Origin of the sequence: Sphingobium lactosutens DS20 (assembly GCF_000445105.1) — a bacterium.
GTDB lineage: Bacteria > Pseudomonadota > Alphaproteobacteria > Sphingomonadales > Sphingomonadaceae > Sphingobium > Sphingobium lactosutens.
In genome coordinates this window covers 43,238-58,218 of record NZ_ATDP01000082.1, presented here as the reverse complement: position 1 = coordinate 58,218, position 14,981 = coordinate 43,238, and the positions used below count along the sequence as shown (strand labels likewise).

The 14,981-nt window shown below is 62.9% G+C and carries 12 protein-coding genes; 4 read left to right on the top strand and 8 right to left on the bottom strand.

The window, feature by feature from the left end; translation table 11 throughout:
* Positions 1-78: 78 nt before the first annotated feature.
* Positions 79-750: a transcriptional repressor LexA gene (gene lexA / locus RLDS_RS38565; protein WP_021225766.1), complete on the top strand. Its 672-nt coding sequence runs from the start codon at positions 79-81 to the stop codon at positions 748-750.
* Here the strand turns inward: lexA and RLDS_RS38560 are convergent.
* Entirely contained in the window at positions 741-2,882 is a 2,142-nt protein-coding gene (locus RLDS_RS38560) for a ComEC/Rec2 family competence protein (protein ID WP_021225765.1), read from the bottom strand. The genes lexA and RLDS_RS38560 overlap by 10 nt on opposite strands.
* Before the next feature lie 49 nt (positions 2,883-2,931).
* On the opposite strand from RLDS_RS38560, the gene gltX reads away from it, so the two are divergent.
* Positions 2,932-4,389 (top strand): glutamate--tRNA ligase, encoded by a 1,458-nt coding sequence (gltX, locus tag RLDS_RS38555; RefSeq protein ID WP_031297965.1) that lies wholly within the window; start codon positions 2,932-2,934, stop codon positions 4,387-4,389.
* Between the two features lie 20 nt (positions 4,390-4,409).
* Positions 4,410-5,696 carry a citrate synthase gene (locus RLDS_RS38550; protein WP_021225763.1) on the top strand — a complete coding sequence of 429 codons (1,287 nt, stop codon included), beginning with the start codon at positions 4,410-4,412 and terminating at the stop codon, positions 5,694-5,696.
* 72 nt (positions 5,697-5,768) lie between these two features.
* Here the strand turns inward: RLDS_RS38550 and RLDS_RS38545 are convergent, their stop codons facing one another.
* The 3 genes from RLDS_RS38545 to RLDS_RS38535 form a co-directional block, all read right to left on the bottom strand.
* Positions 5,769-7,142: a sensor histidine kinase gene (locus RLDS_RS38545; RefSeq protein ID WP_021225762.1), complete on the bottom strand. Its 1,374-nt coding sequence runs from the start codon at positions 7,140-7,142 to the stop codon at positions 5,769-5,771.
* A gap of 55 nt (positions 7,143-7,197) precedes the next feature.
* The gene (locus RLDS_RS38540) at positions 7,198-8,364 is read right to left on the bottom strand and encodes a hypothetical protein (RefSeq protein WP_021225761.1); all 1,167 of its coding nucleotides are present in this window, start codon (positions 8,362-8,364) and stop codon (positions 7,198-7,200) included.
* 72 nt (positions 8,365-8,436) lie between these two features.
* Entirely contained in the window at positions 8,437-8,739 is a 303-nt protein-coding gene (locus RLDS_RS38535; protein ID WP_021225760.1) for an Hpt domain-containing protein, read from the bottom strand.
* Between the two features lie 80 nt (positions 8,740-8,819).
* Here RLDS_RS38535 and RLDS_RS38530 point away from each other — a divergent pair, with 80 nt between their 5' ends.
* Positions 8,820-11,492, top strand: coding sequence for a coiled-coil domain-containing protein (locus RLDS_RS38530; RefSeq protein WP_021225759.1), 2,673 nt, complete (start codon positions 8,820-8,822; stop codon positions 11,490-11,492).
* Positions 11,493-11,570: 78 nt separating this feature from the next.
* On the opposite strand, the gene RLDS_RS38525 is transcribed toward RLDS_RS38530, so the two are convergent.
* The 4 genes from RLDS_RS38525 to RLDS_RS38510 are packed head-to-tail and all read right to left on the bottom strand — an operon-like array spanning position 11,571 to position 14,979.
* On the bottom strand, positions 11,571-11,840 hold the full coding sequence (locus tag RLDS_RS38525) for a DUF1467 family protein (RefSeq protein ID WP_021225758.1): 270 nt from the start codon (positions 11,838-11,840) through the stop codon (positions 11,571-11,573).
* Between the two features lie 9 nt (positions 11,841-11,849).
* On the bottom strand, positions 11,850-13,487 hold the full coding sequence (locus RLDS_RS38520) for a ribonuclease J (protein ID WP_031297963.1): 1,638 nt from the start codon (positions 13,485-13,487) through the stop codon (positions 11,850-11,852).
* A complete protein-coding gene (locus tag RLDS_RS38515; protein WP_021225756.1) occupies positions 13,484-14,266 on the bottom strand; it encodes a type III pantothenate kinase in 783 nt (260 codons plus the stop codon). The genes RLDS_RS38520 and RLDS_RS38515 overlap by 4 nt, the downstream gene beginning before the upstream one ends.
* A gap of 11 nt (positions 14,267-14,277) precedes the next feature.
* Positions 14,278-14,979, bottom strand: a complete 702-nt coding sequence (locus RLDS_RS38510) for a biotin--[acetyl-CoA-carboxylase] ligase (protein ID WP_021225755.1) — start codon at positions 14,977-14,979, stop codon at positions 14,278-14,280.
* Positions 14,980-14,981 lie beyond the last annotated feature (2 nt).

Below are 14,981 nucleotides of genomic sequence, written 5' to 3'. Positions count from 1 at the left end.
GGCACAGTCCGCGGCGCTTGACTAATCTCCTTGTGTTTCCTATGCGTTCCTTATTCGTTCCACAGAAGGATCGCAGCGATGTTGACGCCCAAGCAGCAGGAATTGCTGAGCTTCATTCATAACCGGCTGGAGGAAGGCGGCGTTTCGCCTTCTTTCGAGGAAATGAAGGACGCGCTCGACCTGCGATCCAAGTCCGGCATCCATCGGCTGATCAACGCGCTGGAGGAGCGCGGCTTCATTCGCCGCCTGCCCAATCGGGCCCGCGCGCTTGAGGTTTTGAAGTTGCCCGATGCGATGCACCGCGCGCCGGCCGCACCCATCGCCCTGCCGCCAAAGGCTGCGGCCCCCATCCCGATTGCCGCCAATGACGTGCTGGAAATTCCCTTGCATGGCCGAATCGCGGCCGGCGTTCCCATTGAGGCGATGGAGGGGCAGACCATGTTGTCCGTGCCAGCGGCTCTGCTGGGTTCGGGCGATCATTATGCACTGGAGGTGTCGGGCGATTCCATGGTCGACGCCGGGATACTGGACGGCGATTTTGCGCTGATCCAGCGCACCGATGTCGCCCGTGAGGGACAGATTGTTGTCGCATTGATCGACGACAATGAAGCCACGCTCAAATATTTCCGGCGCGATGGTGGCCGGGTCCGGCTCGACCCTGCAAACCCGGCCTATGAACCGCAAGTCTATGATCCCCGCCAGGTGCGTATCCAGGGCAAGCTCGCAGGACTGTTGCGTCGCTATAACTGACGGGAAAGGCGTCGTTTTCGGGGCTGCGGCGTCGCAATCCAGGGATGGTCGTCGCCCGGGCGATGAACGGTGTGAACTTTGCCTTGTGCCAGGCTGATCGACAGGCCGCCCGTCCGCGCCAGCAGCCAGCGATCAATGCGTAACCAGCGGGGTCGGCACCAGCGCGGCAGGCGACGATCGCTGATGACGATGTCCGCCTGCGCACAGGCTTGTTCGAAGACCGGCCGGTCGATCAGCATATCGCTGCGCGTCATCAGCAAACGCCATGTCCGCCCGGCTGCGTCGGTCGCGTTCAATGCGCAGAGATCGGTTGAGCAGCGGGCCGTCGGCAGATCCGCGATGGCGCTGAGGTCCCCTTCATATCCGGCGCTCTCCGACAGCGTATCTCTTACATAGTCCCCGGCCCGATCGCGCAATATCGCCATGCCGCCCCCCGAACGGATCGCCACATGCCGCCCATCGCCCGTCACCAGCAGGTCGGGCGAAGGCGCTGTAAGAACCAGCGTCACGCCGACGACAACCGGCGGCAGGCCAAGCCAGCGCCACCGGGTGCGCCAGAGGAGGCACCAGAGCAGGCCAGCGATCACCATGGCAAACAAGCCCGGTCGCATGGCCGGCGCCAGTAGCGTTGCCAGCGGACTTGCAGCCACGCCATGGGCTAGCGCCAAAAGCAGATCGAGCGCATGCCGTGTCATCCACCATAAGGGCGCGCCAAGACCGACCAGATCGAACAGCAGCGCCAACACCTCTAGAGGCATGACGACAAAAGTGGTGAGCGGAATGGCGATCAGGTTCGCAAAGGCCCCCAGCAGGCCGGCCTTGTGAAAGTGGAACAGCGCTATCGGCATCAAGGCCAGTTCGACGACCAGCCCGGTCGCCAGCGTCACTGCGAGGGCGCGCGCACATTTGCGCGGCCAATGCTCTTCCCGTGCCGCGGCAAAGGCCCGAAAGCGCCGATGTTCCGCCAAGGCGACGATCGCGGTCACGGCCGCGAAGCTCATCTGGAAACTCGGCCCGACCAGAGATTCCGGCCAGAGCAACAGGACTATCAGCGCTCCCGTGGCGACCAGCCGCAAGGTGATAGCGTCGCGCCCCAGCGCCAGCCCGCCCAGCACGAGAAGCGCCGCGATGCAGGATCGCACGGTCGGCACCTCTGCCCCGGTCAGCCAGGTATAGCCGATGCCGACCAGCGCCCCGCCCCCGGCGGCGATCAGCATCAGAGGCCAGTCGAGCGCAGCCCTGCGGCTGAGCGCCATGACGCGCATCAACAGAAAAATCGTCGCACTAATCAGGGCCGTCACATGCAGGCCGCTGATCGACAACAGATGCGCTAGGCCGCTGCGCCGCATCGCCTCGGCGTCGGCTTCGCTGATCGCGCCCTGGTCGCCGGTGGCCAGCGCGGCGGCAATGCCTTCCGCCGGTCCTTCCACCTGCTCCAATATATGCGCGAACAATCGCGCGCGCAGCGGGGGCGCTTCGCGTGTCGGCTCCAGAACGGTAATCGGCTTCAATGCCTTTCCCGTCGCCCCTATGCCCTGAAAATAGGCGCGCGCTGCAAAGTCATAGGCACCCGGCACGGCTGGCGGCGCCGGGGGCATCAGCCGCGTGCGAAACCGGATGACAGCGCCTTTGCCCAACCCATCGGGCACATCTTCGACCGGAATATTGACCCGCACCAGGGTCGGCAGCGCAGGCGCATCGATTGGCCGGAGCATGGCGCGGACCATATCCTGCGCGGGCACGGAGCGCACCGACTGCACCCTGGCGGTCATGTCCACGAATGTCGCGCGCGCCAAAGGAGGTTGCCCCGGCAGCGCGGCCTTCCCCCATATCAACAGGCACCCGATGGTCGCCAGCACGGCGCCGGCGATCAGGATATGGCGCAGACGGCCAGATGTCGGCGACAATCCCCCGAGCGCGGCGACGCCCAGCGCAAAACAGCAAAAGGCTAGCCACTGCGCGGGATTGAGCAGCAGAAACCAGGCAACGATGCCCGCGCCAAGCCCGACCGGCGCCCACAGCGCGACCTGCTCACGCTCTGTCTCCAGCCAGGTTTCCAGCTTTGGGAAAAGCTGCGCCGCATGCGTCACGATCCGCCCGCGATAGGAGGTTTGTCGTGGCTCAAAAGCCATGCTAGGGGGCGTCGGATTCATCGATCAGATAAGGCGAATGTCAAAGAATATGACGGCGAGCGCAACGGGAAAGAACAAGCAGGTGGTGACCCGTTTCGCCCCGTCCCCCACTGGCTATCTGCATATTGGCGGCGCACGGACCGCGCTGTTCAACTGGCTGTTCGCGCGCCACCATGGCGGCAAGTTTCTCCTGCGGATCGAGGATACGGATCGGACCCGTTCCACTGACGATGCAGTCGCGGCCATTTTCGACGGACTGGAGTGGTTGGGCCTTGGCGGCGATGAACCGGCGGTTTTCCAGTTTGAACGCACGCCACGCCATGCCGAAGTCGCCGCGCAACTGCTTGCGGCCGGGCATGCCTATAAATGTTTCGCGACGCCCGAAGAACTGGCCGAGCTGCGCGAACAGCAGCGCGCCGCAAAGCAGCCCATGCGCTATGACGGCCGCTGGCGCGACCGCGATCCAGCTGAAGCCCCCGAACGCGCACCTTATGTAATCCGCATCAAGGCGCCGCGAGAGGGCGAAACTGTCATCCAGGACGCTGTTCAGGGTCGCGTGGTCGTTCAGAATGCCGAGCTTGACGACATGATCCTGCTGCGGTCTGACGGCACCCCCACCTATATGCTGGCCGTCGTCGTCGATGATCGCGACATGGGCGTCACGCACGTCATCCGTGGCGACGATCACCTCAACAACGCGTTCCGCCAGCTGACGATCATCAAGGCCATGGCCAGGATCGAGGATGGCTGGGACGAACCCGTCTATGCGCACATCCCGCTGATCCACGGATCGGACGGGGCGAAACTGTCCAAGCGCCATGGCGCGCTTGGCGTCGATGCCTATCGCGACGATATGGGAATGCTGCCTGAAGCGGTGCTGAATTATCTTCTGCGGCTTGGCTGGGGGCATGGCGACGAGGAGATCATCTCGATCGATCGCGCGATTGAACTGTTCGACATCGACGGCGTCGGCCGTTCTCCTTCACGGTTCGACATCAAGAAACTGGAAAATCTCAACGGTCATTATCTGCGCGAGGCCGACGATGCGCGCCTCGCTGCCCTCGTCGCGCCCCGCGTCGAGTCGCGTCTCAATACGCAACTCACCCCTGCGCAGACCGATATTCTGCGCCTGGCGATGACCCCGCTCAAGCCGCGTGCCAAAACGCTCGATGACATTGCGGAGGGCGCGGAGTTCCTGTTCAAATCTTGTCCGCTCGACTTTGACGAGAAGGCCTCCGCTCTGCTAGATGAGCCCGCGCGCGCGCTGCTGACAAAGACAGCCGACGCTCTGCGGACTGCTCCGTCCTGGACAGTCGAAGCGATCGAAGACGTGATACGCCGCGTGGCAGAGGATGCTGGCCTGGGGCTTGGCAAGGTGGCGCAACCGCTGCGCGCCGCCCTGACCGGCCGCACGGTCTCGCCGGGCATTTTTGACGTCCTCTTCCTTTTGGGAAGAGAGGAAAGCTTGGAACGGCTGACCGCAGCAGGGCACGCTGCGGCCGGTTGATGGCACTCAAGGAGAAAAACATGTCGGATAACAAGGCCAGTTTGACAATCGGGAGCGATGCCCAGGATTATGCCATCATGGATGGCACCATGGGGCCCCAGGTCATCGACGTTCGCAAGCTTTACGCCAACACCGGCATGTTCACCTATGATCCGGGTTTCACGTCCACCGCCAGCTGTGACTCGGGGCTGACCTATATCGACGGCGATGAAGGCGTGCTGCTGCATCGCGGCTACCCCATTGGCCAGCTCGCCGAACAGTCCAGTTTCATGGAGGTGAGCTACCTGCTGCTGAACGGCGAATTGCCCTCGGCCAAGGAACTGGACGAATTCACGCGCACGATCACGCGTCACACGATGATCCACGAACAGCTGACGACCTTCTACCGCGGCTTCCGCCGGGACGCCCATCCCATGGCGATCATGTGCGGCGTGGTGGGGGCCCTGTCGGCCTTCTATCACGATTCGACCGACATCAACGATCCGGAACAGCGCCGCATCGCCAGCCATAGGCTGATTGCCAAGATGCCGACGATCGCGGCGATGGCGTATAAATATTCGGTGGGTCAGCCCTTCGTTTATCCGCGCAATGACCTCAGCTACACCGCCAATTTCCTGCGGATGACCTTCTCGGTCCCGGCGGAAGAATATGAAGTCGATCCCGTCATCGTCGATGCGATGGACAAGATTTTCATTCTTCATGCCGATCATGAACAGAATGCCTCCACGTCGACCGTGCGCCTTGCCGGCTCGTCGGGTGCCAATCCCTTTGCGTGCATTGCCGCTGGTATCGCCTGCCTGTGGGGCCCCGCGCATGGCGGCGCCAATGAGGCCGCGCTCAACATGCTGCGTGAAATCGGCACGGTGGACCGGATTCCGGAATATATCGCCCGCGCCAAGAACAAGGACGATCCGTTCCGCCTGATGGGCTTTGGCCACCGGGTCTACAAAAATTACGATCCGCGCGCGACCGTCATGCAGAAGACGGCGAAGGACGTGCTGGAAAAGCTGGGCGTCGACGATCCGATTTTCGACGTTGCCAAGGAACTGGAGCAGATTGCGCTCAACGATCCCTATTTCATCGAAAAGAAGCTCTACCCGAATGTGGACTTCTATTCGGGCGTCATCCTGTCGGCCATCGGCTTCCCGACCGAAATGTTCACCGTGCTGTTCGCCCTCGCCCGCACCGTGGGTTGGGTTGCGCAGTGGAACGAGATGATCTCCGATCCCGCGCAGAAGATCGGTCGTCCGCGCCAGCTCTACACCGGGCCGACGCAGCGCGATTATGTGCCCGTCGACAAGCGCTGATCGGGACATCAGGCAACGAAGGCGGCGCCCGGATCGGGCGCCGTTTTTGTTTTGCACCCCAGGGGAGCGACGCTAATTCGTCGCCGGCAAGCTAAGGATGAACCGCGCGCCCTCGCCGACCGCGCCGCCAATTTCGATATCACCGCCCATCGCCCGGGCCAGACGACGGGAAATATAGAGGCCAAGGCCACTGCCACCGGCGTCATCGCGCCCCAGCCGTTCGAATTTTTCGAAAATCCGTTCCCGGTCCGCCATGGCCACACCATTGCCTTGATCGATCACCATGATCCGGGCTTGGCCACGCGCCTGTTCGGTGACCACCCGCACCATGCTGCCTTCGGGCGAGTAGCGGACCGCATTGCTGATCAGGTTGACCAGAATTTGCAGAACACGTCGAAATTCGCCGGTCGCCATCGCACTTGCATCTTCGGGCGGCGGAACGATCAATACCTGGCGATCCAGCGCCTTGACGCGAAGCAGACCGGCCGCGCGACGACCAAGATCGGCCAGATCCACGTCTTCCACGATGACCGAAAAATCCGGGCGATCAATCGCCTGAAGATCGACCAGATCGTCAATCAATGCCATAAGATGACGGCCGGCCGACGCAATGTCATTGGCATAACCAGCATAATCGGCCCGCAATGGTCCTTCCATCTGCGCGCTGATCGTGTCGGCATTGGCGATGATGCGCCCCAATGGCTGCCGCAAGGACCGGTCGAGCCGCTTGCCAAATTCTGCGGGATACAGCGTGACGTCAGGCTCCCGGACCAAGGGCGCCAGCACCATGTGATCCAGGGGGAAAGCTGATCCGCGATATCCGATCAACTGGCCTGCCAGATCGAACAAGGGATAGCCGGACAGTTGGAACAGCCGCGCAGGATCACTCGCCTGCGCTGCGACCTGATGCCGAAAGGCGCGGCGTTGCGCGACACCGCGCAGCATCGGCAGGTCGCCATCCTCTTCCGCACGCAGGTCAAAGAAGCCGGCAAAGCGCGACCCCGCCAAGGGTGGCGATGCGGGCAAGACGCCCTGAGGCCCGTGTCCGGCCGCCGTCATTTCGAACCGCAATTCGGTATCGATCTGCCACGTCCACCCTTCGGCGAGGGCGGCAAGATCAGCCTCGCGCCGGATCGTTTCCGTCGACTCCCCTTCAACTGGGCGTTCGTGCCAGTCGATGATCGCCATCGCTACGCCGCCCGCGTCAGGGCGCGCCCTCACCCACATATCGATCAGACCACGCTCGGCCGCCGCGATGACGGGACGGGACACCGCCCCATCCATCCGCTGGACCAGACGCGCGATGGCCGCGAGTTGCGGCACGGCCAACGCGGTGCCAATGTCGCCGCCCGCCTCCCTTTGCAGCCCCAATATGGGGGCGTCCGCGCTGAGCAGCCGCCCGTCCGCCGACAGGCTGGCGCGCAAAATGGTTGAGGGGCCGCTCATGACCCGAACCATAAATGCACGTCGTTAAAATGCACTAAACCGTGCAGGAGAAAATTCAGGCGCGCCGGCGCAGGATGAGCGCACCCGCAGACGCGATGGCAGCGAGCATGCTGAAGCGATAAGCCTCCTGCATGAAGCCAAGCGCGCCGCCGATGATCAACAGGCTCAGCAGCGTGGCGGGCGTCAGCACCATCCATGGCATTGCTCCACCCAGTCGTCGCCAGCGCAGCGCGACAACCAGCACCATCACGAGCAAGGCCAGGTCGAACGTGATCGCGCTGGCGCCAGCCAGGGTGATACCGATGAGGGCCAGGGCGGGCGTGGCAAAAGCGGTCCAGCCCTTCGGCGGCGGGCGCAATGCCAGTTCATCCAGATGGTCGGCGGAATCGGAAAGGAGGATTGCCAGCAGCATCAGGCAGAAACCCGGCAATATCCAGGTCAATTCGATGGGCACCAAAGCGATGGCAGCCAGCGCCATCGCGCCAATACGTACCTGAAAGGCCGGCACCTGCAGGCGCATCAAAGTCGCGCCGAGGGATCGCGCCACCGGGGCGAAGACATAATGTTCGACGCCGCCGCGATCATAGGCACGTGCCGTCTCCACGGAGGTAACGGCCTGCGCGACGAGGTCCGCTTGCTGCTGGCTCTCGACCATCGCTGCCCTGCCTTCCAGCAGGTCGGCCTCCGGCACCGTGATGCGTCTCGCGCCCTTCTGGACCGCGCTGCGCACCAGGGTCAGCGCAAGGTCCCAGTCGCCGATCATGTCGAGCGTTCCGAACAACAGACCGGGACTGATCCGGGCGAGCCCGGCCCAGCGTTGACCGGCATCGATCCGTTCAAGCGGAGCACTGGCGCGGGAATCGTCCGCGACCAGCAACGTATCCCCGGCCGCCGAGCCCAGATGATCGACATGCGCCTGGGCGACGATCGTCCCGTCCGCGATCAACAGTATATCGGTGTCGCGAGGTGCATCGCGCACCATCGACACCATGTCCCGCACCAGCGCGACGGCGATCCCGTCAGCGCTCAACCTGTCCACGGCCTGCGACAAGGCGGGGGTGATGACGCTTACCATCACGAAAATACGGTCTGCGCCGGCGCGTACCGCCTGTCGCGCCTGATATTCCACCAGCGTCTGCCCCGCAAAATGCAGACAGGCGCGCAGCCCCCCCGACGAATCAGCCGAAGCGCGGCTGGCGCTCAAAATGGCGGCGAAACTCATGATATGATGACGAGGACCCGTTCTTGACTGGCCATCTTTTCGCAAGGGCAAGCAGCGGACGCAAGTCCAGTGTCAATCGCGCGCCAGCATATCCAGCGTCGCCTGCAATCGCCGCAGGATTTTCGGATCGCCGGGGGCGGATTGCGCTGCTTCGTCCGCCAGTGCCATCAGGGATGTCAGTCCGAAGCTTGCCGCCAGACCTTTCAGCCGCCATGCGGCCAGATGCCAATTGGCATCACAGCGCGCACGCCCCAAAAGGTCAATCTGACGGGCGGCGCTTTCCAGGAACGCGACGCGCAGATCGGCGACGAGCGCCGTATCGTCGCCAACGGCGGCGGCCAGTGCCGCATCGAGAGCGCCAGGATCATAGGACATGGCGACCAACGCTATCTGGCTTGCGTTAAGTTTTGGTAACGGGGCATTTGCCTGCGCGCAAAAGCTGTTAAGGTGGTGAAATGACAGGGGGCAGCACAATCGTCGACTTTTGGCGCGATGAACCGATCGCGACGGAATCACAGCCGCAATCCGATGACATCCTGCTTCTCAAGCAGGCGGTCATGGACATTGATGAGGCCCCGACGGCGGATGATAGCGACGCCAAATGGATGGGGCCGGCGCCTGTCGCCCTGGGTGTCCTGGCCATTGGCTGGGTTGCTTTTGCCGGTTGGGGCATTGTGACGTCGGATGTGGCGCGCGCTGGCCCGGCCGGCTGGAGCCAGGCCATCGCCACTTTGGCTGCGCCGCTTATCCTGCTAGGCGTTCTCTACATGCTGTTCATGCGAAACAGCAGGACGGAAGCAAGGCGCTATCGCGACACATCGCGGGCGATGCGCGCGGAAGCCGACCTGCTCGAATTGCGCCTTGGGCATATCGTGACCCAGCTGGAATCCGCGCGCCGGACGATGCAGGATCAGGCCGAATTGCTCGACAGCTACGGCGCTGCGGCCAGCAGCAACATGGAAGCATCCGCCGAATTGATCGCAAGCCGCGCTCAGGTAACCGCGGAACGCGCCGAGGCGGCTGAACAGGCTGGCGCAGCGCTCATCCATCGGATGGACGCGCTGATCGAATCCATTCCGGCGCTGGAAGAGCGCAGTGCGCGCATTGCGGCACAAATCATGGACAATGGTCATGCGCTGGGCGAGCGGATCGATACGCTCGAAGCCAGGTTGCACACGCTGACGGAATTGTCCGACGATGCGCGGGCGCGCATGCTGGCCGCAACCAAAAGCCTCACCAGCCAGCTCAGCCAGCTTCAGGAAGCGACCCGCGCCTCCAGTGACGAAGTGGCGGGGATGGCCGACATCGCCGCAAACCGGATCGAGGCCACTGCCACCGGCGCGCGTCAGGCGATGGAGCAAAGCCGCGCGCAGTTGGAAGATCAATGCGCGGCGCTTTCGCAGCTGATGGAGAATATGCAGGACGGACTTGTGCGCTCCAGCGAGCAGGTGCGGACCGCCCTAGTTCATGGCCTGGAGACGACCCAGACCGCGATCGACGAGCGATTGGACGCCGTGGCGCAGAAAGCGCGGCAGACGCTGTCGACCATCGACGATAGCCTGACCCGGCGCGCCGATTCGCTGACGGCCCTTGTGGCGGCAGCGCAAACGGGAATCGACGCCAGCAGCGAACATGCGCTTGCCACATTGGCGCGCGACATGGACCAGATCGAGCAGGATTTGCGTGGGCGTTTGGGCGCGGCGCTGGATCAGGCGCAGGAAGCGCTGGCGCTCACCGATGGCCGTTTGAGCTTCCAGTCAGACGCGCTCACCGACCTTATTTCCCGTTCCCGCGCGCATCTCGACATGATCGGCGACCAGACCGTCGGCGGCCTGACCGAAGCGATCGGCGATGTCGAAGGCCGATTGCATCAGATCAATGATATCGTCCAAGGCCAGCGCTCGCTTCTCACCAGCCTTCATGGAGAACTTCAGGACAGCGCCAGCGTCGCCGAGACGCGGTTCGAGGCTCTGGAGCAGTCGGCAATGGCCAGAAACCAGAGGCTGACGGAAGCGCTGGAGCGACTGGCGGCGGAAGCGCGACGCATTGACGAGGCCCTGAGCGCTGGTGGCACGACGGCGGACAGGCTGATCGGCAATGCAGAAACGCTGATGGTCGCGCTTGATGCCAGCGTTCGCGAACTGGACGAAACCTATCCTGCTGCGCTCGACCGGTTCGACAACCGGATGGAGCAAAGCCGCAATCTGCTGGGCAGCGCAGCGCCCGAGATGGAGCGGCTGGAAGCGATTTCTCAGGCCCTTGTCGGCCGCGCGGAAGAAGCCGAAGCCTTGTTGCGGGGTCAGGGCGCACGGCTGACCGAATGGCTGGAAAGCACCCAGGGCGGATTGGAAGCCAATCGCGACCTCGTCAAGCGATTGCGTAGTGCGCTGGACGCGGCGCATCAGGATGCCACCCGAATTACCGAAGGCGCCGGCCCGCTGCTCGTCACGGCGCTCCTGCGCGTCAAGGACACGGCGGAGCAAGCGGCTGAACGGGCGCGCCAGGCGCTTGGGCGTGCCATTCCGGACGCGGCGAGGCAATTGGCAGACGCCAGTGAGGAAGCCGTTGAGAGCGTCATCAACGAAAAGGTCAGCGCGCAGATCGCTCAGATCGCGCAGGTTGCCGATCAGGCCGTTCAGGCCGCGCAACAGGCGTCGGAGCGCCTGACCCGCCAGCTTCTGACCATCGCCGATACCAGCGCCAGCATCGATCACCGCATCGAGGAAGCACGCCAGGCGACAGAGCAACGCGACCGCGATCATTTCGCGCGCCGTTCAGCGCTGCTGATCGAATCGCTCAACAGCACCGCGATCGACGTCGCCAAAATCCTGTCCAATGATGTTACGGACTCCGCATGGTCGGCCTATCTGAAGGGTGACCGCGGCGTGTTCACCCGTCGGGCGGTCAAGCTGCTCGACGCCGGGGAATCGCGCGAGATTGCCCTTCACTATGACGAGGACGCGGAATTTCGCGATCATGTGAACCGCTATATCCACGACTTTGAAGCCATGCTGCGGGTCATCCTGTCCGCGCGGGATGGCAATGCGCTCGGCGTCGCGATCCTGTCTTCCGACATGGGCAAGCTGTATGTCGCCCTTGCGCAGGCGATCGAACGCCTCCGGCAGTAGACCCCCGCCTATATTGCTCGCATGATGAAGCAGCGGCACATCCTGTCGGGGCACGGAGGCGCCAACTGACGCCGCCGATTATGACGCGGACTGATAGCCCGGCACCATGTCGATCGTGATCCAACCCTGGGTATAATTCAGATAATAGAGCGCAAATAGCAGCGCCGACAGGATGGTAGCCCTCAGGACCACCACCCCAGGGCGGAAATTGCTGGGCGCACTGTCAGCCTGCCCCCGCGTCAACGTCTCGCCCGTTTCGTCAGGCGTCCGCAGCCCGAAGGGCAGCATGATGAAGGCGCAGATCACCCACATCAGAAAATAGATGGCGAAAATCGCGTACCAGTTCATGCGTGGTCATTAGGCCCGAATAAGTAGCACGTCCACCAGAGGCTTCTTGCCGGTCCAGCGTGTTGCCGTCCGCCGCACCGCCAGGCGAATGCGCTCCCGCAAGGCTTCGTCTTCCTGAGATCCTTTAGCCATCACCGATCCGGCTTCCTGCGCTGCCTCTTCCAGGAAAGCCGCCTTATCTTCTTCAACGGGCACACCCTGGGTTCGCAACACAGGCGTCCCGATCAACTTGCCCTTGCGATCGATCGCCACCGCAACGCTGATCTGGCCATGAAGGCCGAGCTTGCGACGCTCGTTGATGGTCGCTCCGTCCGCAGGCAGGATGACGTCGCCATCCAGCACCAGCCGGCCCGTATCCTGCCGCCCGATAATCTCCGGCGCGCCGGGCGCCAGACGCAGCATATCGCCATTGGACTGAACCGGCGCATGGCGAATACCCGATGCGAGGCCAAGCCGCGCCTGTTCCGCCATGTGCCGGCGTTCGCCATGGACCGGCAGCAATATCTCCGGCCGGATCCAGCGATACATCGCCTCCAGTTCGGGACGACCAGGATGGCCGGATACATGCACCTCGGCCTGGCGATCGGTAACCATCAGAACGCCGGCGGTCGCCAACGCGTTCTGGATGCGGCCAATCGCGATCTCGTTTCCAGGGATCTGCTTAGACGAAAAGATGACCATGTCGCCTTCCGCCAGTTTGATCGGATGGCTGTTGAAGGCAATGCGCGACAGCGCTGCCCGGGCCTCCCCCTGCCCGCCGGTTGCGATGATCATCACCTCGCTGCGCGGCAGTGCCATCGCATCGTCCCAGTCAACGGTCGGCGGAAAGTCCTTCAAATAGCCCGCAGCCTTCGCTGTGCCGATAATCCGGTCAAGCGAACGGCCGGCGACGCACAATTTGCGACCTGCCGCGTTGGCCACCTCGCCCAATGTCTGCAAGCGCGCGGCATTGGACGCGAAGGTCGTCACCAGAACACGACCTTTCGCGCTGGCGACAGTCTGCATCAAACCTTCGCGGACATCACCTTCCGATCCGCTCGCCTCTGAATTGAAGACATTGGTGCTGTCGCACACCAGCGCGAGCACGCCGTCATCTCCGATAGCCGTCAATTCCTCGGGCGTGGACGGTTGCCCCAGCAAAGGCCGCTCATCCAGCTTCCAGTCGCCGGTGTGGAATATGCGCCCATAAGGCGTATCGATCAGGACCGCATTGCCCTCCGGAATGGAGTGCGCCAGCGGAACATAGCGAAAGCCGAAGGGACCAAGTGCGAAACTGCCTTCATTATCGATGACATTCAGTTCGACGTCATCGCTCAGTCCTTCTTCCTCCAGTTTCAGTCGGATCAGCCCGGCCGTGAAGGGCGTTGCATAGAGCGGCACGCCAAGATCGGCCGCCAGATAGGGGATCGCGCCGATATGATCTTCATGCCCATGCGTCAGCACGATGCCGAGCAGATCGTCGCGCCGCTCCTCGATGAAGCTGAGGTCCGGCAGGATCAGTTCCACGCCAGGATAGGCCGGGTCGGCAAAAGTGAGGCCAAGATCGACCATCACCCATTTACCTTGGCAGCCATAGAGATTGACGTTCATCCCAATCTCCCCCGACCCACCAAGGGCCAGGAAGAGCAACTCATTTCCAGGTGTCATTCTTTATTCAAACTCCGTTCGTACAACAGCGCCAGGCCCTGAATTGTCAGGTCAGGCGCTATCGCATCGAAAATATCGCTATTATCATTGAAGAGGACCGCCAGGCCCCCGGTCGAAATCACTTTTGCGGGTCGGCCGATCTCCGAGCGGATGCGCGCGACCAGACCTTCCATCATCGCCACATATCCCCAGAAAACCCCGATATGCATCTGCGCCTCTGTCGTCCGGCCAATCACCGATCGGCTTTCCGGCGGCGCGATGGCAATCTTAGGGAGCTTGGCCGCTGCAGCGACCAGGGCATCGAGTGACAAGTTGATGCCAGGGGCAATAATACCGCCTTTATACGCGCCGGTATAATCGACGACGTCAAACGTCGTGGCCGTGCCGAAATCAATAACGATCAAATCTTCGGCATAGAGATGGTGGGCGGCGATTGCGTTTACAACCCGGTCCGCACCAACGGAGGCCGGTTCCGCCACATCGAGACGGATGCCCCATGGCACTGCGCTCTGCCCGGCGATCAACGCCGTCGTCTTAAAATATTTGTCGGCCAGCACTTGTAGATTATGCAGTGCCCGGGGCACCACGGTCGCGATGATGACCGCATCGACATCGGCAATCGTGAAGCCTTCCAGCATCAGAAGCTGGTTAAGCCATACGGCATATTCGTCGGCCGTGCGGCGCGGATCGGTCGCAATCCGCCAGCGCGCCTTGATCGTGCTGCCCTCCAGCAGGGCGAACACGACGTTGGTATTGCCCGCGTCGATCGCGAGAAGCATGGTCCGATCCTTCAATTGAGGATGATGTCGCCCGCGTGAATGGCACGGCTCTGCCCATCCGCCAAGCGAAGGATCAGCATACCCTGGCGATCCAGCGTGTCGAAAGTCCCATCCACCTGCTCTCCATCCGGCTGGAGCACGCGCATCGCGGTCCCCCGGGAATGCGCGTTGAGCAGCCAGTGCGTCCTCACAGGGTCCAGCCCATGCGCGCGCCAGACGGACAACCAGTGCGCGAATAATGGAGCGAGGCGCTCTATCAGGTCGCCGGCTTCGGCTTCGCTCGCGCCCTGCGCATGCAGGCTCGTGACAGGACGATCCAGTCCTTCGGGGTAGCCGGTGACGTTGACGCCGATCCCGACAATGACTGCGTCCCCTGCGCGCTCCAGCAATATGCCGGCGATCTTTGCGCCATCGACCAATATGTCGTTGGGCCATTTGATCCGGGCGTTCCCGGCGCACAGCGGTGCAATCAGCGCATGGACCGCATTGGCAGCGACCAGCGCCAAACTATGCGCTGGCGGATCTCCCGCTGTCAGGCGAACCAGAGTGGACGCATGGAGATTGCCGGCCGGACTTTCCCAATGCCGGCCCATCCGCCCGCGCCCGCCGTTTTGCCTGCCGGCGCGCAGCCAGCTGCCTTCGGCCGCGCCCTGCTCCGCCAAAGCCAGCATATCGGCATTGGTGGAGCCGGTTTCGGCGACGAAGCGGATCAATG

What these genes read in the sequence shown, in the direction of transcription:
- RLDS_RS38515 (WP_021225756.1), bottom strand. Translation starts at nt 14,266, where the DNA reads ATGCTTCTCGCGATCGACGCGGGCAATACCAACGTCGTGTTCGCCCTG.
- RLDS_RS38550 (WP_021225763.1), top strand. Translation starts at nt 4,410, where the DNA reads ATGTCGGATAACAAGGCCAGTTTGACAATCGGGAGCGATGCCCAGGAT.
- RLDS_RS38520 (WP_031297963.1), bottom strand. Translation starts at nt 13,487, where the DNA reads ATGACACCTGGAAATGAGTTGCTCTTCCTGGCCCTTGGTGGGTCGGGG.
- RLDS_RS38535 (WP_021225760.1), bottom strand. Translation starts at nt 8,739, where the DNA reads ATGTCCTATGATCCTGGCGCTCTCGATGCGGCACTGGCCGCCGCCGTT.
- gltX (WP_031297965.1), top strand. Translation starts at nt 2,932, where the DNA reads ATGACGGCGAGCGCAACGGGAAAGAACAAGCAGGTGGTGACCCGTTTC.
- RLDS_RS38530 (WP_021225759.1), top strand. Translation starts at nt 8,820, where the DNA reads ATGACAGGGGGCAGCACAATCGTCGACTTTTGGCGCGATGAACCGATC.
- RLDS_RS38540 (WP_021225761.1), bottom strand. Translation starts at nt 8,364, where the DNA reads ATGAGTTTCGCCGCCATTTTGAGCGCCAGCCGCGCTTCGGCTGATTCG.
- RLDS_RS38560 (WP_021225765.1), bottom strand. Translation starts at nt 2,882, where the DNA reads ATGGCTTTTGAGCCACGACAAACCTCCTATCGCGGGCGGATCGTGACG.
- RLDS_RS38525 (WP_021225758.1), bottom strand. Translation starts at nt 11,840, where the DNA reads ATGAACTGGTACGCGATTTTCGCCATCTATTTTCTGATGTGGGTGATC.
- RLDS_RS38545 (WP_021225762.1), bottom strand. Translation starts at nt 7,142, where the DNA reads ATGAGCGGCCCCTCAACCATTTTGCGCGCCAGCCTGTCGGCGGACGGG.
- lexA (WP_021225766.1), top strand. Translation starts at nt 79, where the DNA reads ATGTTGACGCCCAAGCAGCAGGAATTGCTGAGCTTCATTCATAACCGG.